Annotated in this window: 14 protein-coding genes, 1 pseudogene and 2 other annotated features; of the genes and pseudogenes, 3 read left to right on the top strand and 12 right to left on the bottom strand. The window is 37.3% G+C overall.

Annotated elements, in window-relative coordinates:
* Positions 1 to 25 precede the first annotated feature (25 nt).
* A complete protein-coding gene (gene hmpA / locus ACIPKN_RS21570; RefSeq protein ID WP_400939994.1) occupies positions 26 to 1,192 on the bottom strand; it encodes an NO-inducible flavohemoprotein in 1,167 nt (388 codons plus the stop codon).
* Positions 1,193 to 1,382: 190 nt separating this feature from the next.
* On the opposite strand from hmpA, the gene ACIPKN_RS21575 reads away from it, so the two are divergent.
* Positions 1,383 to 1,820 (top strand): Rrf2 family transcriptional regulator, encoded by a 438-nt coding sequence (locus ACIPKN_RS21575; RefSeq protein WP_323654606.1) that lies wholly within the window; start codon positions 1,383 to 1,385, stop codon positions 1,818 to 1,820.
* Positions 1,821 to 1,871: 51 nt separating this feature from the next.
* Here ACIPKN_RS21575 and ACIPKN_RS21580 read toward each other — a convergent pair whose 3' ends face one another.
* The 5 genes from ACIPKN_RS21580 to ACIPKN_RS21600 form a co-directional block, all read right to left on the bottom strand.
* Positions 1,872 to 2,852: a GNAT family N-acetyltransferase gene (locus ACIPKN_RS21580; protein ID WP_400939998.1), complete on the bottom strand. Its 981-nt coding sequence runs from the start codon at positions 2,850 to 2,852 to the stop codon at positions 1,872 to 1,874.
* A gap of 93 nt (positions 2,853 to 2,945) precedes the next feature.
* Entirely contained in the window at positions 2,946 to 3,323 is a 378-nt protein-coding gene (locus tag ACIPKN_RS21585; protein ID WP_142508598.1) for a VOC family protein, read from the bottom strand.
* Positions 3,320 to 3,757: a DUF1801 domain-containing protein gene (locus ACIPKN_RS21590; RefSeq protein ID WP_142508599.1), complete on the bottom strand. Its 438-nt coding sequence runs from the start codon at positions 3,755 to 3,757 to the stop codon at positions 3,320 to 3,322. Before ACIPKN_RS21590 ends, ACIPKN_RS21585 begins: the two co-directional genes overlap by 4 nt.
* A gap of 216 nt (positions 3,758 to 3,973) precedes the next feature.
* Positions 3,974 to 4,630 carry a YdeI/OmpD-associated family protein gene (locus tag ACIPKN_RS21595; protein ID WP_400940003.1) on the bottom strand — a complete coding sequence of 219 codons (657 nt, stop codon included), beginning with the start codon at positions 4,628 to 4,630 and terminating at the stop codon, positions 3,974 to 3,976.
* Positions 4,631 to 4,754: 124 nt separating this feature from the next.
* Positions 4,755 to 5,249 (bottom strand): DUF1648 domain-containing protein, encoded by a 495-nt coding sequence (locus ACIPKN_RS21600; protein ID WP_400940006.1) that lies wholly within the window; start codon positions 5,247 to 5,249, stop codon positions 4,755 to 4,757.
* Between the two features lie 311 nt (positions 5,250 to 5,560).
* Between ACIPKN_RS21600 and ACIPKN_RS21605 the strand changes: the two genes are divergently transcribed.
* Both ACIPKN_RS21605 and ACIPKN_RS21610 read left to right on the top strand, forming a co-directional pair.
* Positions 5,561 to 7,255, top strand: a complete 1,695-nt coding sequence (locus ACIPKN_RS21605; protein WP_400940009.1) for a methyl-accepting chemotaxis protein — start codon at positions 5,561 to 5,563, stop codon at positions 7,253 to 7,255.
* A gap of 285 nt (positions 7,256 to 7,540) precedes the next feature.
* Positions 7,541 to 7,778: a binding site (T-box leader), on the top strand.
* Positions 7,779 to 7,900: 122 nt separating this feature from the next.
* The gene (locus ACIPKN_RS21610; RefSeq protein WP_400940012.1) at positions 7,901 to 9,472 is read left to right on the top strand and encodes a 2-isopropylmalate synthase; all 1,572 of its coding nucleotides are present in this window, start codon (positions 7,901 to 7,903) and stop codon (positions 9,470 to 9,472) included.
* 160 nt (positions 9,473 to 9,632) lie between these two features.
* Here the strand turns inward: ACIPKN_RS21610 and metG are convergent, their stop codons facing one another.
* From metG to rsgA, 6 genes and pseudogenes are all read right to left on the bottom strand, one after another.
* Entirely contained in the window at positions 9,633 to 11,267 is a 1,635-nt protein-coding gene (gene metG / locus ACIPKN_RS21615) for a methionine--tRNA ligase (RefSeq protein ID WP_400940015.1), read from the bottom strand.
* A gap of 245 nt (positions 11,268 to 11,512) precedes the next feature.
* Positions 11,513 to 11,809: a binding site (T-box leader), on the bottom strand.
* Positions 11,810 to 11,932: 123 nt separating this feature from the next.
* Entirely contained in the window at positions 11,933 to 12,583 is a 651-nt protein-coding gene (locus ACIPKN_RS21620; protein ID WP_400940018.1) for an NIF family HAD-type phosphatase, read from the bottom strand.
* Positions 12,584 to 12,695: 112 nt separating this feature from the next.
* Positions 12,696 to 13,709 carry a DUF4179 domain-containing protein gene (locus ACIPKN_RS21625; protein ID WP_400940020.1) on the bottom strand — a complete coding sequence of 338 codons (1,014 nt, stop codon included), beginning with the start codon at positions 13,707 to 13,709 and terminating at the stop codon, positions 12,696 to 12,698.
* The gene (locus ACIPKN_RS21630; protein WP_400940022.1) at positions 13,702 to 14,235 is read right to left on the bottom strand and encodes a sigma-70 family RNA polymerase sigma factor; all 534 of its coding nucleotides are present in this window, start codon (positions 14,233 to 14,235) and stop codon (positions 13,702 to 13,704) included. Before ACIPKN_RS21630 ends, ACIPKN_RS21625 begins: the two co-directional genes overlap by 8 nt.
* 102 nt (positions 14,236 to 14,337) lie before the next feature.
* Positions 14,338 to 14,759: pseudogene (gene fosB / locus ACIPKN_RS21635) on the bottom strand (metallothiol transferase FosB).
* 54 nt (positions 14,760 to 14,813) lie between these two features.
* Complete coding sequence (gene rsgA / locus ACIPKN_RS21640; protein WP_400940024.1) at positions 14,814 to 15,890, bottom strand: ribosome small subunit-dependent GTPase A; 1,077 nt, start codon at positions 15,888 to 15,890, stop codon at positions 14,814 to 14,816.
* Positions 15,891 to 16,172: the final 282 nt, after the last annotated feature.

Below are 16,172 nucleotides of genomic sequence, written 5' to 3' on the forward strand. Positions count from 1 at the left end.
AGCACGTCATCCACAATTTTGAATTTTATTTTACTAATTGCATGGCTGGACCAAAGAATTCATAATGAATTTTTTCGTCTTTCACGCCAATCTCATGTAAATTTTTAATGACCGCTTCCATAAAGCCAGCAGGTCCACATACGTAAACATCTGCATTGTTGGCTACTTTTTCAGCTAAAAATTCTTTTGTGATTTTCTTATCTTCATCCGAATATAACGCTGTGTATGTTGCATTTGGAAGCACATTTACTTTCTTTTGAATGTCATCACTAAATGCTACAACTTTTTCATTGCGCGCACATTGGATAAAGCTCACTTCATTTGCCGCATTATCTTTTAGTGATTGCAGCATACTGTTTAATGGTGTTACACCGATACCACCGCTTATAAATGTAATTGGGGCAGCAGTTTCTTCTAAGACAAATAGTCCTGCGGGAACACTTACATCCACTAAATCTCCGACTTCTAATACGTCGTGAATAAAGTTAGATACTTTACCATTTGGCGTATGATCACTTTCACGTTTTACAGAAATACGATAGCCATCTTCTGTACTTGCTTGTAAAAGTGTATATTGACGGTTCATTAAATACTCTTCACCTGGTACTTTCACGCGGATACTGATATATTGACCTGGCTCATAAGCTGGTAGAGGGGAACCATCTTCATTTTCAAAGTAGATAGATGTAACAAGATCACTTTCTACTACTTTTTTCGCTACTTTCAATGGTTTAAATAAGCGCCATCCGCCATTACCCTCAGCTTTTTGATATAGCTCTTCTTCTACTTGAATGAAGATATCTGCAATGACGCCATATGCTTCAGCCCATGCATTAATGATATCATCTGTTGCTGCATCACCAAGCACTTCTTTAATCGCTTTTAGTAAGTATTCTCCTACTATTGGATAATGCTCAGGTAAAATACCTAGACTACGGTGTTTATGAGCAATTAACATCACCGCTGGTAAAATAGCTTCTAAATTTTCAATATGAACTGCCGCAGCATAAACTGTGTTTGCTAATGCTGTTTGCTGACGACCTTTTTCTTGATTTGTATGGTTAAAAATATTTAATAATTCGGGATGAGCTTGGAACAAATTTTTATAAAATGTTTTAGTAATCTCCACTCCATGAACTTCTAATACAGGAACTGTTGCCTTAATAATTTGTACTGTTTCTTGTTTTAACATATCGCTTACCACCCTTTCATGATTACAATATAACGCTCTCATTTTTTAAAAGCAATATATAAAATACATCTTTAACAAAATGGACATAATTAATGTATTTTAAATACATCTTTAAAAAAGTATTGAATTTATAATACTTCAAGGTAAAAATGCTATAATTATTTTGAACTATAGAAAGTAGGGTGTTCTTATGCGCTTAACTTTATACACAGATTATTCTCTCCGGACACTCATATATTTGGGTGCGAAGGAAGATGGCCAATTATCAACTATCCAAGAAATTTCAGATGCTTATAATATATCGAAAAACCATTTAATGAAGGTGACACACCAGCTTGGATTATTGGGCTATATTGAAACGATTCGAGGGCGTGGTGGAGGAATTCGCCTAGCAATTGATCCAAAGACCATTACAATTGGTGAAATAGTACGTCATACAGAAGAGGATTTTCATCTCGTCGAATGCTTTGACAAAGAAAATAATCTTTGTAAGATCGCTCCAGAATGCCAGCTAAAAGGCGTATTATACGAAGCATTGCAAGCCTATTTAACCGTCTTAGATCGCTATACGCTAGATGACTTTTTACATTCAAAAGAAAAGTTGATGGCACTGTTGTTTGGCGAATAAAAATACCCGCACAACTCAAGTTGGACGGGTATTTTTTATGTCTATTTTATTTTACAATGCCTTTGAAAAGAAAATCATATCGAGAGCACGAATTCCATTTTCATAGATTGCCTCAGGGTAATTACTGAAAAAATCTTTTTCAATGGCTTCCATACGAAAACCTGCTTTTTGATAGAAGGCAATATTATCAATACTAGAATTTGCAGTTCCAACTATTATCGTTTGATATCCTTGTGATTGACAAATGGTTGTTATTTGTCGCAGTGCTTCTTTCCCAAGTCCTTTACCTTGATACTTCGGTACAATCGCAATATTTTTTAACTCAACTGTCGAATCAGACTGTCCAAGAAGTAACGCTACACCCGCTAACTGCTCACCACATTTTATTTCGTATAACTCACCGTCATCTAAATATTCTCGAACAGCGACTTCACTTTCATCAGCTAATAATAGTTGAGGTAAATAGTCTTCCCGAGCACCTTCCACTTTCTTTAAGGATGTACGATATCGGACAAAATCTGCGCGCTCAAAAACATTTAAAACACACGGCTGCTTTTCTTTGATCTCTAGCCATGAATGCTCCTGCGGAAAATCATTCTCAACTCCTAATCGAATAAAAGACAACTTTTCCTGCGCCTTTTGTGAGCGTATATTAACCTTTCTAGCTCCTGCAAAAACACGCTTTAGCCCTAACTCAAAGAATGCAATATCTAAAATCGCAACTTTTGATTGAAGATTATAGCCTTTTCCCCAAAATTCATAGCCCAGCCATGAGCCAATATGACAGCTCTTTTTATTGTGATCAATAAACATTAATGCCGTCACACCAATCAGTTGTCCTTCCTCATCCAGTACAACACGAGGGACTGTTTTTCCAGCCTCTTCGTCCACACATTCACGTTTAATAAAATTAATCGTATCTTCCACTTTACCAGCAGGTAACCCTAGTGCATCTCGAACTTGTGGCATAGAAGATAGTGCATGCATCGCTTCAGCATACTTTATATCGTGTCTCACTAAATTTACTACCATACGCTATTCTCCTTTTAACATGATTAACAACGGACTTAATATCATCCTCTACTAACATAATGCATTTATTTATATATATATTTCTTCTGAAAATCAATTATACGTTAGTTGCCATGATACACCAAAACGATCCTGAATCCAGGCAAATTTCTTAGAAAATCCATAATTATTAAGTGGCATTAAAGCTTGTCCACCTTCTAAAATTTGAGCAACTAGACTATCGATTTCTTCTTCAGACTCACATTCCATAAAAATAGAAGTTGACGGTGTAAATGTAAAGTTATGCTGTATTACACTATCATTCACCATCATTTTCAAACCTTTTAAATGTAGAACAGCCATCGCAATCTGTTGTGAGTTTTCCATATAGGTTAAGCTTTCCACCTGTAATTCTGAAAACCACTGTTGATATTGCTGGATAGCTTCATTGGCTTGTCCCTGAAACATTAAAAATGTAGTGGCACTTTTCATTTATTTAACTCCCCTTCATATTTTAAAATCCATTGCGCTGGTGTCATTTTCGCAACAAGCTCTCCTATTAATTCAAACGGAATATTTTTAGTGCTTGTAAAACGAATACAACTTTTCCCCATATTGAGTTTCGTCGGTACTCGTTTCGCATATTCCTCTTGGAACCACGAGAGTAACGCTCGATCTGCATAAATGCCCATATGATAAACTGCAATATGCCGTTTCTGTGCAGCAAGACTTATAAAGGGCAAGGGAGTATTGGGTGTGACATGATAGCCCTTCGGATAAGTAGTTAGTGGGACCACATAGCTTACCATGTCATAGTACATGCTTTCTTCAAAACCCTCTGGTAAATTGTTTTCTACCACGTCCACAAGTTTGCCAAAACTCTCCCGCCATTTTTCATCCACTTGCTCAATATATGTGCTTTTCATGCCCTGCCCTCTTTTCAACATAGTATTATTGCTAGGTGTGTATTTTTATTAATCAAAAGACTCATTCATTCCATAACGTAGCATTGATCTCCGTGCTGACTTAATATTTAATCGCTCCGCTACATAATAAATCCTAGTTGCTAACCATCTGTCTTATTTTGCTAATTACAATAAATATAGCATCATTTAAAGGAATCATTAAAGCCTCTTTATAAATTATGCTTTACCCTCCGCCTTTGCTTTTCGGTATAATTCCTTTGTTTTGTAGCCCAATCTAATAATTTCACGCATCTCCTCTAAACGTGCTACTTGCGTCTCTTCCTTTTTCGCACTATAAATATATCGGGCCCAGTCCTTTTGATAACCCGGTGTTAATCCATTATAAAATATTAAATCATCCGGATTTTCCATAAGTGAATCACGCAATTGAGGAATCATACCTTCATAGTCACTAACGCATTGACTACTCGCTGTCTTCTTCTTGCCGCGTCCCTTGCCATCTCTCTTTATACTTACTATAGAAAATGTCTCATCTAACGACATAAGACTTGCAAATTTATAATCACTGCCAACAATGTATTTTTCCTCGTCCACTTGAATTGCTGGGAAGATTTCATCGCGGTGGATAAACTGTTCATACTTCTTATTACCCTTTTTCGGATAAACAAAAAATAAATAACCTTGTTCCGTAAGCGTGTTTAACTTTCGTACATTTTGTAAATACGTTACCATTTCATCAATAGTAAACACAAAGGCAATTATTCGATCATGAGGTGCATTCCCTGTTTGGGTTATTCCCTCTAATTGCATCTCCTCTGGTTGATTATGAATGGCAATAGACAGTCCATCCTTCATTTTAAATTTCTTTAGCATAGTTTTGACACCTCTTCTAATGATCAATACAATTTTCTCTTAGTTTTGATAGTATAGCTGATTTAGTGCAATTTTCGTACAAAAAAACGCTCGATTATTCTCGAGCGTTTAAGATTGAGATAAGCTATTTAATTTTTGTAGCCACAACTATTCCTCTAATAATCGGAATGGCCATTACAATTAGCACTAGTGGTAGGAACCACCAACCAAGACTCTCTGCCTCTCCAAGTGCAATACGTACCATTTGGAATGATATAGCTGTAAATATAATTAGACAAAGGTTTTTTATTTCATTCAATATTTTTCGGCTATTTAAATAAAACGCCTCTACATTACTTTCGTTTAAGCGTGCTGGATAATTATGAATATGCGGAATTTTTTCAAGTAATCCTAGTAATATCCACAGCAATATTCCGATAAACGGAAGGATGAGTAACTCTATTTTTGAACCCCACCGATTAACTTCTCCTGCACTATTAAAATGACCTGGAATCTTCTCGGGTAGTTGTCCCCACATTACAACAATATAAAAAATGGACAGTATAAATAACCCGCCACCGATAAAGTCCCCAATCTTTTCATATCTTGTTTTCGGCAATTTCAAAATTGGCCTATACATATCTTCCCACATCCTTACTTGTTCCTTTATCCAATTTACGTTACTACAGTTCAATTAGTTTCAAATTTATGTAAATTGTCATAATTTTCGAGGTATACAGGTAACTATCCGCCTTCACTTACTGTAAAAAAGCAAATTATTCAGCTTTTTTATCATTCTACCTACAACTATTTACCTTATTATTCCTAATATATATTGTAGGAATACTCGCAATACTTTGTAAAATTCATATAATCTGATATAAATGGTATAAACACATTTCATTTTTTTGTAACATTTCTACTAAATTACTGAGAAAGGAAACGACAACTATGCGATTTACTATCTACAAGAAGTTAGTACTCGGTTTTTTTATTGTTATTTTAGTATTAGTTGGCACAATCGGATTAAATTTCAAACAGCTTAATTCAGTAAACAAAACATATCGTGTGTTACTCGAAGAACAAACAACTAAATCTATTAGTATTCAAGAGCTACGCGCAATTGCTAAACAAGAAATTGTAAATATTAGAGGTTATCTATTACTTGGGGGCGAGCAAAATTTTCAAAGTAATACGGCTTCACGTGAAGAGTTTAAAAAGAAATATGATGAATTAAAGGCTTCATTCGATTCTCAAAAATCTAGCGATTTATTAGAGGCAATCAATAAAAGCGAGCAAGATGTCCAAAAGTTCGCAGATCGAATGTTTTCATTAAAGGATGCTGGAGAAACAGAGCAATACGAAAAGCTCGATAGTACACAAGGTCGCCTACTTATAAAACAATTCGATAACCGTGTAGCTAACCTTGCTAACTACCAAGATGATTATATAAAAGAAAAAATCGCTGCTACATCTAAAGAAATTCAAGCTATTAAATTCCAAATGATAATTCTTGGCATCTTCGCTGTTGTCACTAGTCTCATCATTGCTATGGTCATGGGAAGCCTTATCTCCCGCCCTATCAAAGGTATGGCAAAAACCGCTAAAAAGATTACTAATGGCGATTTAACAGCTGAGCAAATTCACATTAAGAATCGTGATGAGGTAGGTGATTTAGCAATTGCCTTTAATCAAATGGCAGTAAATTTAAAGGATCTTATTACAAATGTACGGCATAATACTGTACAAGTAAGTGGTTCTGCTGCTGAATTAACCGCAAGCGCTGAACAAACAATCCAAGCGACAGAACAAATTACTTCCTCTATACAAGAAGTGGCAAGTGGCTCCGAGGCCCAAGGGAAAAATGCTACTGAAAGTTCAGCAGCTATGAAAACTATGACAAAAGGCATTCAGCAATTGGCTACGACGACAGCTGCCGTTTCAGAGCTTGCTATAGAAACAAATACTGAAGCTAATAAAGGAAATGAATCACTACACCGTGTTATTACACAGATGGACACAATTAATTCAGCGGTTTTAGAATCTGCTAGCGTTGTGAAAAATTTAGGAAATCATTCCTTTGAAATCGGAAATATTATTGGTCTCATCACGGATATCGCAGAGCAAACAAATTTACTAGCACTAAATGCTGCGATTGAGGCAGCTCGTGCAGGGGATCATGGTCGCGGCTTTGCAGTAGTTGCAGATGAAGTGAAGAAATTAGCAGATCAATCCAAGCAATCAGCTGAACAAATAGCAAGTCTGATTTCAGAAATACAACAGGATACAAACCGTGCCGTAACTGTTATGGAAACTGGAACACAAGAGGTAAAAGTCGGTATACAAGTGGTAAAAGTAGCTGAGGAAGGCTTCTCAACAATCGTTAAACTGATCGAACAAGTATCCCAACAAATTCAAGAAGCAACAACAGTTTCAGAGGAAATGTCATCAAGTGCTGAGCAAATTTACGCATCCTTCGATGAAATTGCAACAATCGCACAGATGTCTTCTTCAAATCTACAAAATGTAGCTTCTGCTTCTGAAGAACAACTAGCAACTATTGAAGAAGTTGCCGCTTCTGCTGCCACACTATCCAACATGGCCGAGGAATTACAAACACAGGTTTCGCGTTTTAAAGTGGAGTAAAAAGTCTTTTCAAGAAGCTTGTATTATTAAAGGTGTTCAATCTCCCGAATCATATTTGTTAATTAAATACGATTCGGGAGATTACTATGTCTTTGAAATCTAGAATACGCCCTTTAGGAGTCCCCAGCCTCCAATTTACGTGGCATATATTTTAACAAACAAAGCCTCCGCTTTTGGTAATAAGACAACATTAAGGCTTTTACATAAGACAGAAAAAAAATAATTTTTAGAATTTTATTGACAAATTAAAAATACCCAAGTATCATTGCTTTCAACAACACATTATTGTAGGCCAAGATTGGAAATAGTAGAAATGCAAGTGTACTTGTAGAGAGTCGGTGATTGGTGCAAACCGATAGGCACACATTTTGAACTCGTCCATGAGCCACTCCCTGAACTTTGAGTAAGGGACGTCGGTTTCCTCCGTTAACGGGATAGACAGTGACGGCTGTCGATAAGGGGACTTTTTCTGTAAAGAGAAGGTCAATTAGAGTGGTACCGCGAGCATAAACTCGTCTCTATATTTTTATATAGAGACGGGTTTTTTATTTTTATTGAAATTTGGCCTAAGTGTGTATTTCGTCTCTATTGTGCAAGGCTGAGACTTTATCAATATAATGACTACAACAGAAGGAGTGTTTGAAAATGGGAAGAAAAATTTGGGTGTTTGATACAACTTTACGTGACGGCGAGCAAGTGCCTGGTGCAAAACTAAATTTATATGAAAAAGTAGAGATTGCACAGCAACTCAAAAAATTAGGCGTCGATATTATCGAGGCTGGTTTCCCAGCTTCATCACAAGGAGATTTTGATGCAGTTAAAGCTGTCGCACAAAAAGTTGGTCATACGAATGACATTATGATTACTGCTTTAGCACGTGCTGTACAGGCAGATATCGATGCTGTTTATAACGCTGTAAAATACGCTGAAAATCCTATGATTCATATGGTGCTCGGTACTTCTGATATTCATGTTGAGAAAAAATTTAGCAAATCCAAGGATCAAATTCTACAGATTGGTGTTGATGCAGTAAAATATGCGAAAACTCTTCTACCACAAGTCCAATATTCAACAGAAGACGCATCTCGTTCAGATTTCGAGTATCTTTGGAAAACCATCGAAGCCGTAATGAAGGCTGGTGCAACAATGATTAATGTACCTGACACAGTCGGCTTTGCAGAACCAGAAGAATTTGGAGCGATGATTTATAAACTAAATGAGCGTATGAAAAATCTAAACGATAGTGTTTTGTTGAGTGTTCATTGCCATAATGATCTTGGTATGGCCACTGCTAACACGCTTGCTGCGATTAAAAACGGCGCGGATAAAGTAGAATGTACAATTAACGGCATTGGCGAACGCGCAGGAAATGCAGCATTAGAAGAAGTCGTCATGGCATTGAAAACACGTGGCTCTGTATACAATGCTGAGACACGTATTAACACAAGAGAAATTATGAATACATCTCGTCTTGTTTCAAGCTTTATGGGCTTAGACGTACAAGTAAACAAAGCGATTACTGGGGATAATGCTTTTGCCCATTCCTCTGGTATTCATCAAGACGGCCTTCTAAAATCTCGCGATGCTTATGAAATTGTACATCCAGAAGATGTAGGTCTTGACGATATGGAGCTAGTCCTTACGGCTCGCTCTGGGCGTCACGCGGTGAAAAATGCCCTTGAAAAACTTGGCTTTTCCAATCTTTCAGCAGATGAGTTTGAAGGAATTTTCGAAGGCTTCTTAAAGCTTGCGGACGCAAAAAAAGAAGTTTACGATCACGATTTATATGTTATTGTGGAAAGCTATTATGAAAAACATGACGCAAACAATGCTAATGCCACACATTATAGTGATCAGTTCTTTGACTTCGATGATTTACAAGTCGTCAGCAACGCAAGCTTCCCTTCAGCAAGTGTGAAAGTACGTAAAGGAGGGCAGATATTTAAAGCAAGTGCAGTTGGCTCAGGTCCGATTGATGCCCTATATTCTGCCATCGCAGAAATTACAAACATTGATGTAAAACTTGTAGAATATAATATCAATAGCGTTTCCCGTGGTAAAGAAGCGCTTGGAAAAGTAAAAATTACAATCGAGCATGAAGGTGAAAAATATATCGCAAAAGCGGCAGATACAGATATTTTAAAAGCGAGTGCGCTAGCTTATATTAATGCTATCAATAGTATTGTTGTCGCTAAATTAACGCCTGTTATGAACTAAATAAATTATGCCTCGGCATAATTGCCGCTGTCTCACAGATAAATTGCCACAAGACTTGGCGTTCTTAGACTGAGTCCCTCTATTTCAATGGATGTTTGAACATCGCTGAAAAAAGCTAAAAGCAGTATGACATTATTGCGTCATACTGCTTTCATTTTTCCTATCGACTACCCTCTACTAACTTTTGATATTCCACTTCAATTAATTCAACATCAAGACGTTCAAACAGTGGTGTCACTTCACTAATGCTTGCTGGTAATTCCACTTGTTCATGCCACATTACTTCATTGATCTCTAACATTTTTCTCACCTTCTCAGCTGAAAACGGTAAAAATGGATGTAACAGCTGTCCAAGATTAGCAATTATATAAACACACGTTGCAAGTGTTTGATTGCTAGCTTCTACATTCTCTTTCACCTGTAGCCACGGCTGCTGCTCGTCAAAATAGCGATTAGCTGCACGAATGTATTCAAAAATAGCCTCTAAAGCTTGTTTAAAATGACCCGCTTCTATATGAATCCCAACATCATTAAATAGCTGAATCGTGTTTTTTCGAATAATGGCATCTATCTCGGCTTGAGGCACTTGACGATCAAACGATTTTTCTAAAAACTTCAATGTTCGATTGACAAAATTACCATAAGCGCCAAGTAATTCGCCATTATGGCTATAAATAAATTCTCGCCAAGAGAAATCAGTATCACGATTTTCTGGCGCATTCATTGTTAAAAAATAACGAACAGAATCTGCATCGTATCGACTCAAAATATATGGCACCCATACCGCCCAGTTTTGGCTCGTCGATAATTTCCGTTTTTCTAATGTCAAATATTCGTTTGATACAATATGTGTAGGTAAAGCCTTTGCCCCTATCCCCATAAGAATGGCTGGCCATATAACTGTATGGAACGGAATATTGTCTTTACCATGCACATAATACGAAATTGTTTCTTCATTCCACAAATCTTCAATAGCTATTTGATGCTGCTTCGCCCATTCAATACTCGCTGTTAAGTAACCTGCTACTGCTTCAATCCACACATATATTTTTTTGCCTTCAAAACCTGGTACTGGCACATCGATACCATTTGGTAAATCCCTTGTTACTGCGCGGTCTGGTACCCCTTCTGCCAAGTAACGTTCTGTTAAACCTAAAGCATTGTCTCGCCAGCGTTTTTCCGCCTTAGCCTCCGCTAAATAAGTCTCCAATCTCCCTTGAAACTGACTAAAAGCAAAATAAAAATGCTCTGTCCCCTTGATAATTGGCTCATTCCCACAAATTTTACAGTGTTTATCGATTAAATCGAGCGGGTCTAAAATTGTTGAGCAATTATCACATTGATCACCACGCGCCTTCGCACCACAGTTTGGACAAATCCCCTCTACAAATCGGTCCGGTAAAAACTGCTTGTCCGTTTCACAATAGGCTTGTTCAATTTTCTTTTTGTATAAAAAATTGTTCGCTAGTAGCTGTAAAAAAATTGTTTGAACAGATTCATGATGGTGCTGCGCATCTGTTCTCGTATACAAATCATAAGTAAATCCTAAATCATTGAAGCATCTTGTAAACTCCTCGTGATAATGATCAGCAATTGCTTCCGTTGTCGTGTTTTCCTGTGCAGCCCGAATAGAAATCGGCGTGCCATTACAGTCACTTCCCGAAACAAACAAAACCTTTTCGCCCTTTTGTCGGTAATATCTAGCCAAAATATCACCCGGTAATAATGCAGCAACATGCCCTAAATGCAAAGAACCATTTGCATATGGCCACGCACCTCCAATAACAATTGTCATCCTAAGTTGCTCCCCTCGAAAAAAATTGTAAAAAAGTGCAAATAAATTACACCTCGGCGTAATTGCTGCTGTCGCTTCGCTTTCGCGCAGAAAACATTTGCCGCTGTCGCGATAAACAATGCGTCTGGATTTTGAATTGTGCTAGCACAATTCTTCCTTTTAAAATCCATGACATCCGCCGGAGGCTTTATCTTCATTCAAGTAAATCTTGAATGAAGATAAAAAAAAACGCCCTAATCAAAATTGATTAGGACGAGTATACCCGTGTTACCACCTATATTTACAAATAGCTCACACTATTTGCCTCCATCAGTACGTCTCATCTTATTTAATCCATTATGCCTCTGCATAATTGCTGGAAGAAGCAAGAGATACTGCCGCTGTTGTAACGAGTGCCCATCTCGTCGTAATCTACTCGCAAACTTGCTTTCGGTACGAAGCTCAAAGGTCATTTTCAAAAGGGGTCATTTACCTCATTTCCACCAACAGAGGCTCTCTATATAATGCTTCTCCAATTTACTTTTCCTTATCAATGCTTTCACTATAGATTTCCACCATTTTACTCTTTCTTCTTTTGAATTGCAATTGCATGTCGATAAATATCTGAAAGTTCTCGATAATATGAAAAAGTTAGGTGATAAATCAGAGAATGTAGTCGATGAATTTTATCCTAGCAGCTTTAAATAAAATAGCTCATTTAAATCATCAATAATAATGTCTGCTTTCTGTAATTCTGTGTCCTGCGCAAAGTCGAAACGTACACCAACAGAGAGTAACTGATTGTCATGAGCCGCCTGAATATCAGAAGAACGGTCACCTACTACTGCGCCGCGTTCAATGGCATTTTCCTCGATGACCTTTTTCACTAAATCAGATTTATGACCGCTCGAAATGGACTGAATACTATATGTATCTTTGATAAAACGCTGTAATTGATAGGTTTCTACTATTGCTTGTAAATACTCTGTTTGCCCATTACTGGCGATGAATAAATCATAGTTTTCTGCCAACGTAGCAAGTGTTTGCTCTGCATTTGGATATAATGCGCCTTGGCGATTACGTATTTGTTCAATAAGCTTAACATGGAATAATACGTTGCTTTCTTCACGTGTCTCTAGCGTATGCATAGGACATAACGTTGCCCAGACAACAGGTAATGGAACACCCATAATTTCGTGGTATTTCTCTATTGGTGTTTCTCCCTGCCACAAGCCCTTTGCACGCAACACATTAAACGTTGCCGATAATGCTGGCTCTAATATTAGGTTTGTTTGAAATAAAGTACCATCCATATCAAAAATAATAGCTTTTTTCATAAAATCACCCCTTCTAATGTTATGAACGTTTTCTACTTTTTATTGTTTCTCTTTAATGCCATTTAAATAATATGCCCCCTATAGTTCCTAAAACTAAAGGGGGATCATATTTTTAAGGTTCTAAGGGTACCACTATTTCTAATTCCTTCATTTCCTCCCAATAACCCTGCTCGTTCGTCTTACCTGGTTTAAGTGTAAAAGATTTCGGCATTTTCTCCATAGGAGGCAGTACTATAATAATATGATGTCCATTATCCTTGGTCGCACCCATTTGTATATTCTCCCCATCGTATAACTCTCCTTCACTATCTGTTACCTCAAACTCAAAAAATGGCCATTTATCATTTCTATCTAATTCGTTTGGATAATCTACTAGGACATCTATACGTGTCGATAGCGGTGTGAATGAAACCTGCCCAACGTTTAACTTGTATAACCCATTGTTAGTACTAGCTATTACATTTGGATGGATCTTAACAACTTCTTCCTTTAATTTTTCAAGAGTAAAATCTACATGCCAATTACCTTTGTAGCCAAATAAATCGCTTCCATCTAATGCGACTTCAATGTTATTTCCGTATATATCTGCATTTGATAAAGTTAATTCATGATGTTCAATAATCGTGTTTTTATCTATATCATCTTGACCTGTAGAACCGATCGCAACATCTATTGGCTCCCCATTGACAGTAAGCTTATTCGTACCTACTACCTCTTCTTTTAAAGAAACACCATTCTGCCCTGTATAAGCAACCGTGACTAATAATCTATTACCATCATATACCGCTTCTTCAACAGCCATTGTAAGACCTGCATGTGTATCCTCCTTTCCTATTTTTGTCATCAAATGATTTTGTTCAATCTTTTCAGCTGCAATATCCCCAAATTCAGCATAAATAACCCCAATATAAGGTACATTGGCCAGTGCAGTCGCTATTGTAGGGGATAAAAACCCTGCACCTAGTAGCGCTATACATAATCCACAGGCTACTAAAAGGGGTTTTATAATTCTAATGTTCCGTTTCTTCTTTTTTGCAGCACGCATTGCCGCCTGCTCTCGCGCCATCAATTGTTGAAGTGGAATATCGATACGATCAATAGATTGATTATTATTTTCCTTACTCATACAAGTAGCCCTCCCTTAAGACTGGTTTTAATTCTTTCTTAGCTCTATTAATATAGGACTTCACTGTTCCTTCAGGACAGCCCAGCATTTTTGCAATCTCTTTGACAGAGAAATCATGATAAAAACGTAACCACAAAATCGTTTTATACTTGTCATCTAATGTTTCAATAGCCTCTTTTAAATCCACTGAATAAGTAACATTCTCCATATTTTGATTTCCTGCTATCTCTGCAAAAAACGCCGCATCTCCAGAAGTGAATTTCCTTGAATCTTTTCTAATAAAATCAATAGATTTAAAAGTAACGATCTTAACAATCCACCCTGGAAAACTGCTTGGATTCTTTAATGTTTTCAATGTTGTATAGGCTTTATAAATAGATTCTTGATAAATATCAAGCGCATCCTGCTCATTTCGAACATACGAGTAGGCCGTGCGATATAATTTCTCACGCATCAAAACGATCAACTGTTCAAAGGCTTCATCATCCCCCTTTTTTGCGCTTTTAACCAATTTTTTTATATCCACCTAATCTCCTCCTTCTAGCTACACTTTAAAGTCGTTTTGAGAAAGGAAAACGTTGCAAAAAAAAATAGATGTCCTCCTTTTAGAGACACCCATTTTTTAATTTTAATCAAAAAGCTCCATATGCATTTTTTCCTTCTTATAATAATCCAATCGGTCCTGTAAAGTCCTGTATGAAATTCGAATTTATGACCGTCTGGATCTGTGAAGTAAATCGATTTTTTATCTCGTACATCTCTTTGTCTGCCTTCCAGAATGTTGACATTATGATGGACTAGCTTTTCATACATTTTGTCAAAATCGTCCTCCTGGATAGAAAACGCTATATGTGTATAGGATTGATGTATGTCATCGCGTGGGATATCCTTTTCTACATTCAGGGCAAGCCACAGCCCATTTACATCTAAATAGGCTGTACTTCTACCCTTCACTAATAATTTTGCGTCAAAAACCTTTTCATAGAATGCGATGGATTTCTCTAAATTTGACACTGTAAATAATAAATGATTTATGTTTTGGATTGTCATTTTCGTACCCCCAACTATGAAATCGCTGATAAATCGCTCACTCTTATATTAAGTTCAATTTGATTTTTTGCCCTTCTTTAAGCCTTTCGCAATTTGCTTCGATTTGCGTTGCTCATTTAGTCTTGCTTGAGCATTTGTTTTGCGTTCGATAAAAGCAAGCTCTCTTTGCAATTTAAAGTAGCTTTGGAGACGTGATCGTTCAAGTACACCATCTGTAATTGCTTGCTGTACAGCACAGTGTGGCTCCTTCTGATGTGTACAATCCCTGTAACGACAGGCCGCAGAAAGTTCCTCAATATCCTGAAAACTAGCGGATAAGCTATCACTCTGATCCCATAATTGTAGCTCCCGCATTCCAGGTGTATCAATTAAACAGCCGCCTTCTGGCAATAAAACTAACTCACGATGTGTTGTTGTATGGCGCCCCTTCGCATCATCTTCACGAATATCTGAAACTTTCATAAGCTCCACACCACTAAGAGCATTTGTCAATGTGGATTTCCCTGCCCCAGAAGAGCCAAGTAATGCGCCCGTCACACCTTCCGTAAATAGCGCACGAATATCTTCTAAGCCCTCGCCTGACAGCGCACTAGTCACAAAAACATCTATACCAAACGTTACAGACTCAACCTCACGTATTTTACTAGAAACATTTTCACAAAGATCTGCCTTCGTCAATACAACGATCGGCTTCGCACCCGAATCCCACGCAGCTACTAAATAGCGTTCTAAACGACGAATATTAAAGTCTGCATTTAAGCTCATAACAAGAAGTACGATATCAACGTTCGATGCTACAATCTGCTCTTGTATTTCCAGCCCCGCGGTCTTGCGGGAAAAGACTGATTTTCGTGTAAACAATTTATGAATGATCGCCTTTTCCTCACCAGGCATTTTCTCAACTAGCACCCAATCTCCTACTGCGGGAAAATCTTCACGTGCTAATGATGTATAGGCGTAATGTCCAGCAATCGTTGCCAGCCACTCTCCTTTTTCAGCTAGTACACGGTAGGAATGCTTATGCTCTAAAGTAACCCTAGCCGGCACACAATTCGCCAGCTTAGCCTCCTGTTTAAATCCAGTCATTTGCTCTTCAAAATATGTTGAAAATCCTAAAGTTGTTAAATTCAAGTTGTTTTCCTCCTAAATGTGAATATCCTTTGTACTCCATTGATACAAACACAAAAAACCTTGTCTCTGCGCAATTCGGCAGTTACAAGGTTCACAGGCACATTTAAGAGAATATACAAATCACCACAATTGTGATTTAAATACACGGCGTGGTCAATTTATATATTTTAGGCGTGTGAAACTGAACAAACCGAATTGCAGTTCGTTAAAAACGGATCTATTCATCATGTCACATCACCTACTTTCGATTTAGTTATTTCCAATATAGCGGAATATCCCTAA

The organism is Lysinibacillus sp. NPDC086135, assembly GCF_044746345.1.
GTDB lineage: Bacteria > Bacillota > Bacilli > Bacillales_A > Planococcaceae > Lysinibacillus.

Coding starts and splice junctions, on each gene's coding strand:
- hmpA (WP_400939994.1), bottom strand. CDS start 1,192: ATGTTAAAACAAGAAACAGTACAAATTATTAAGGCAACAGTTCCTGTA.
- ACIPKN_RS21575 (WP_323654606.1), top strand. CDS start 1,383: ATGCGCTTAACTTTATACACAGATTATTCTCTCCGGACACTCATATAT.
- ACIPKN_RS21580 (WP_400939998.1), bottom strand. CDS start 2,852: ATGGTAGTAAATTTAGTGAGACACGATATAAAGTATGCTGAAGCGATG.
- ACIPKN_RS21585 (WP_142508598.1), bottom strand. CDS start 3,323: ATGAAAAGTGCCACTACATTTTTAATGTTTCAGGGACAAGCCAATGAA.
- ACIPKN_RS21590 (WP_142508599.1), bottom strand. CDS start 3,757: ATGAAAAGCACATATATTGAGCAAGTGGATGAAAAATGGCGGGAGAGT.
- ACIPKN_RS21595 (WP_400940003.1), bottom strand. CDS start 4,630: ATGCTAAAGAAATTTAAAATGAAGGATGGACTGTCTATTGCCATTCAT.
- ACIPKN_RS21600 (WP_400940006.1), bottom strand. CDS start 5,249: ATGTATAGGCCAATTTTGAAATTGCCGAAAACAAGATATGAAAAGATT.
- ACIPKN_RS21605 (WP_400940009.1), top strand. CDS start 5,561: ATGCGATTTACTATCTACAAGAAGTTAGTACTCGGTTTTTTTATTGTT.
- ACIPKN_RS21610 (WP_400940012.1), top strand. CDS start 7,901: ATGGGAAGAAAAATTTGGGTGTTTGATACAACTTTACGTGACGGCGAG.
- metG (WP_400940015.1), bottom strand. CDS start 11,267: ATGACAATTGTTATTGGAGGTGCGTGGCCATATGCAAATGGTTCTTTG.
- ACIPKN_RS21620 (WP_400940018.1), bottom strand. CDS start 12,583: ATGAAAAAAGCTATTATTTTTGATATGGATGGTACTTTATTTCAAACA.
- ACIPKN_RS21625 (WP_400940020.1), bottom strand. CDS start 13,709: ATGAGTAAGGAAAATAATAATCAATCTATTGATCGTATCGATATTCCA.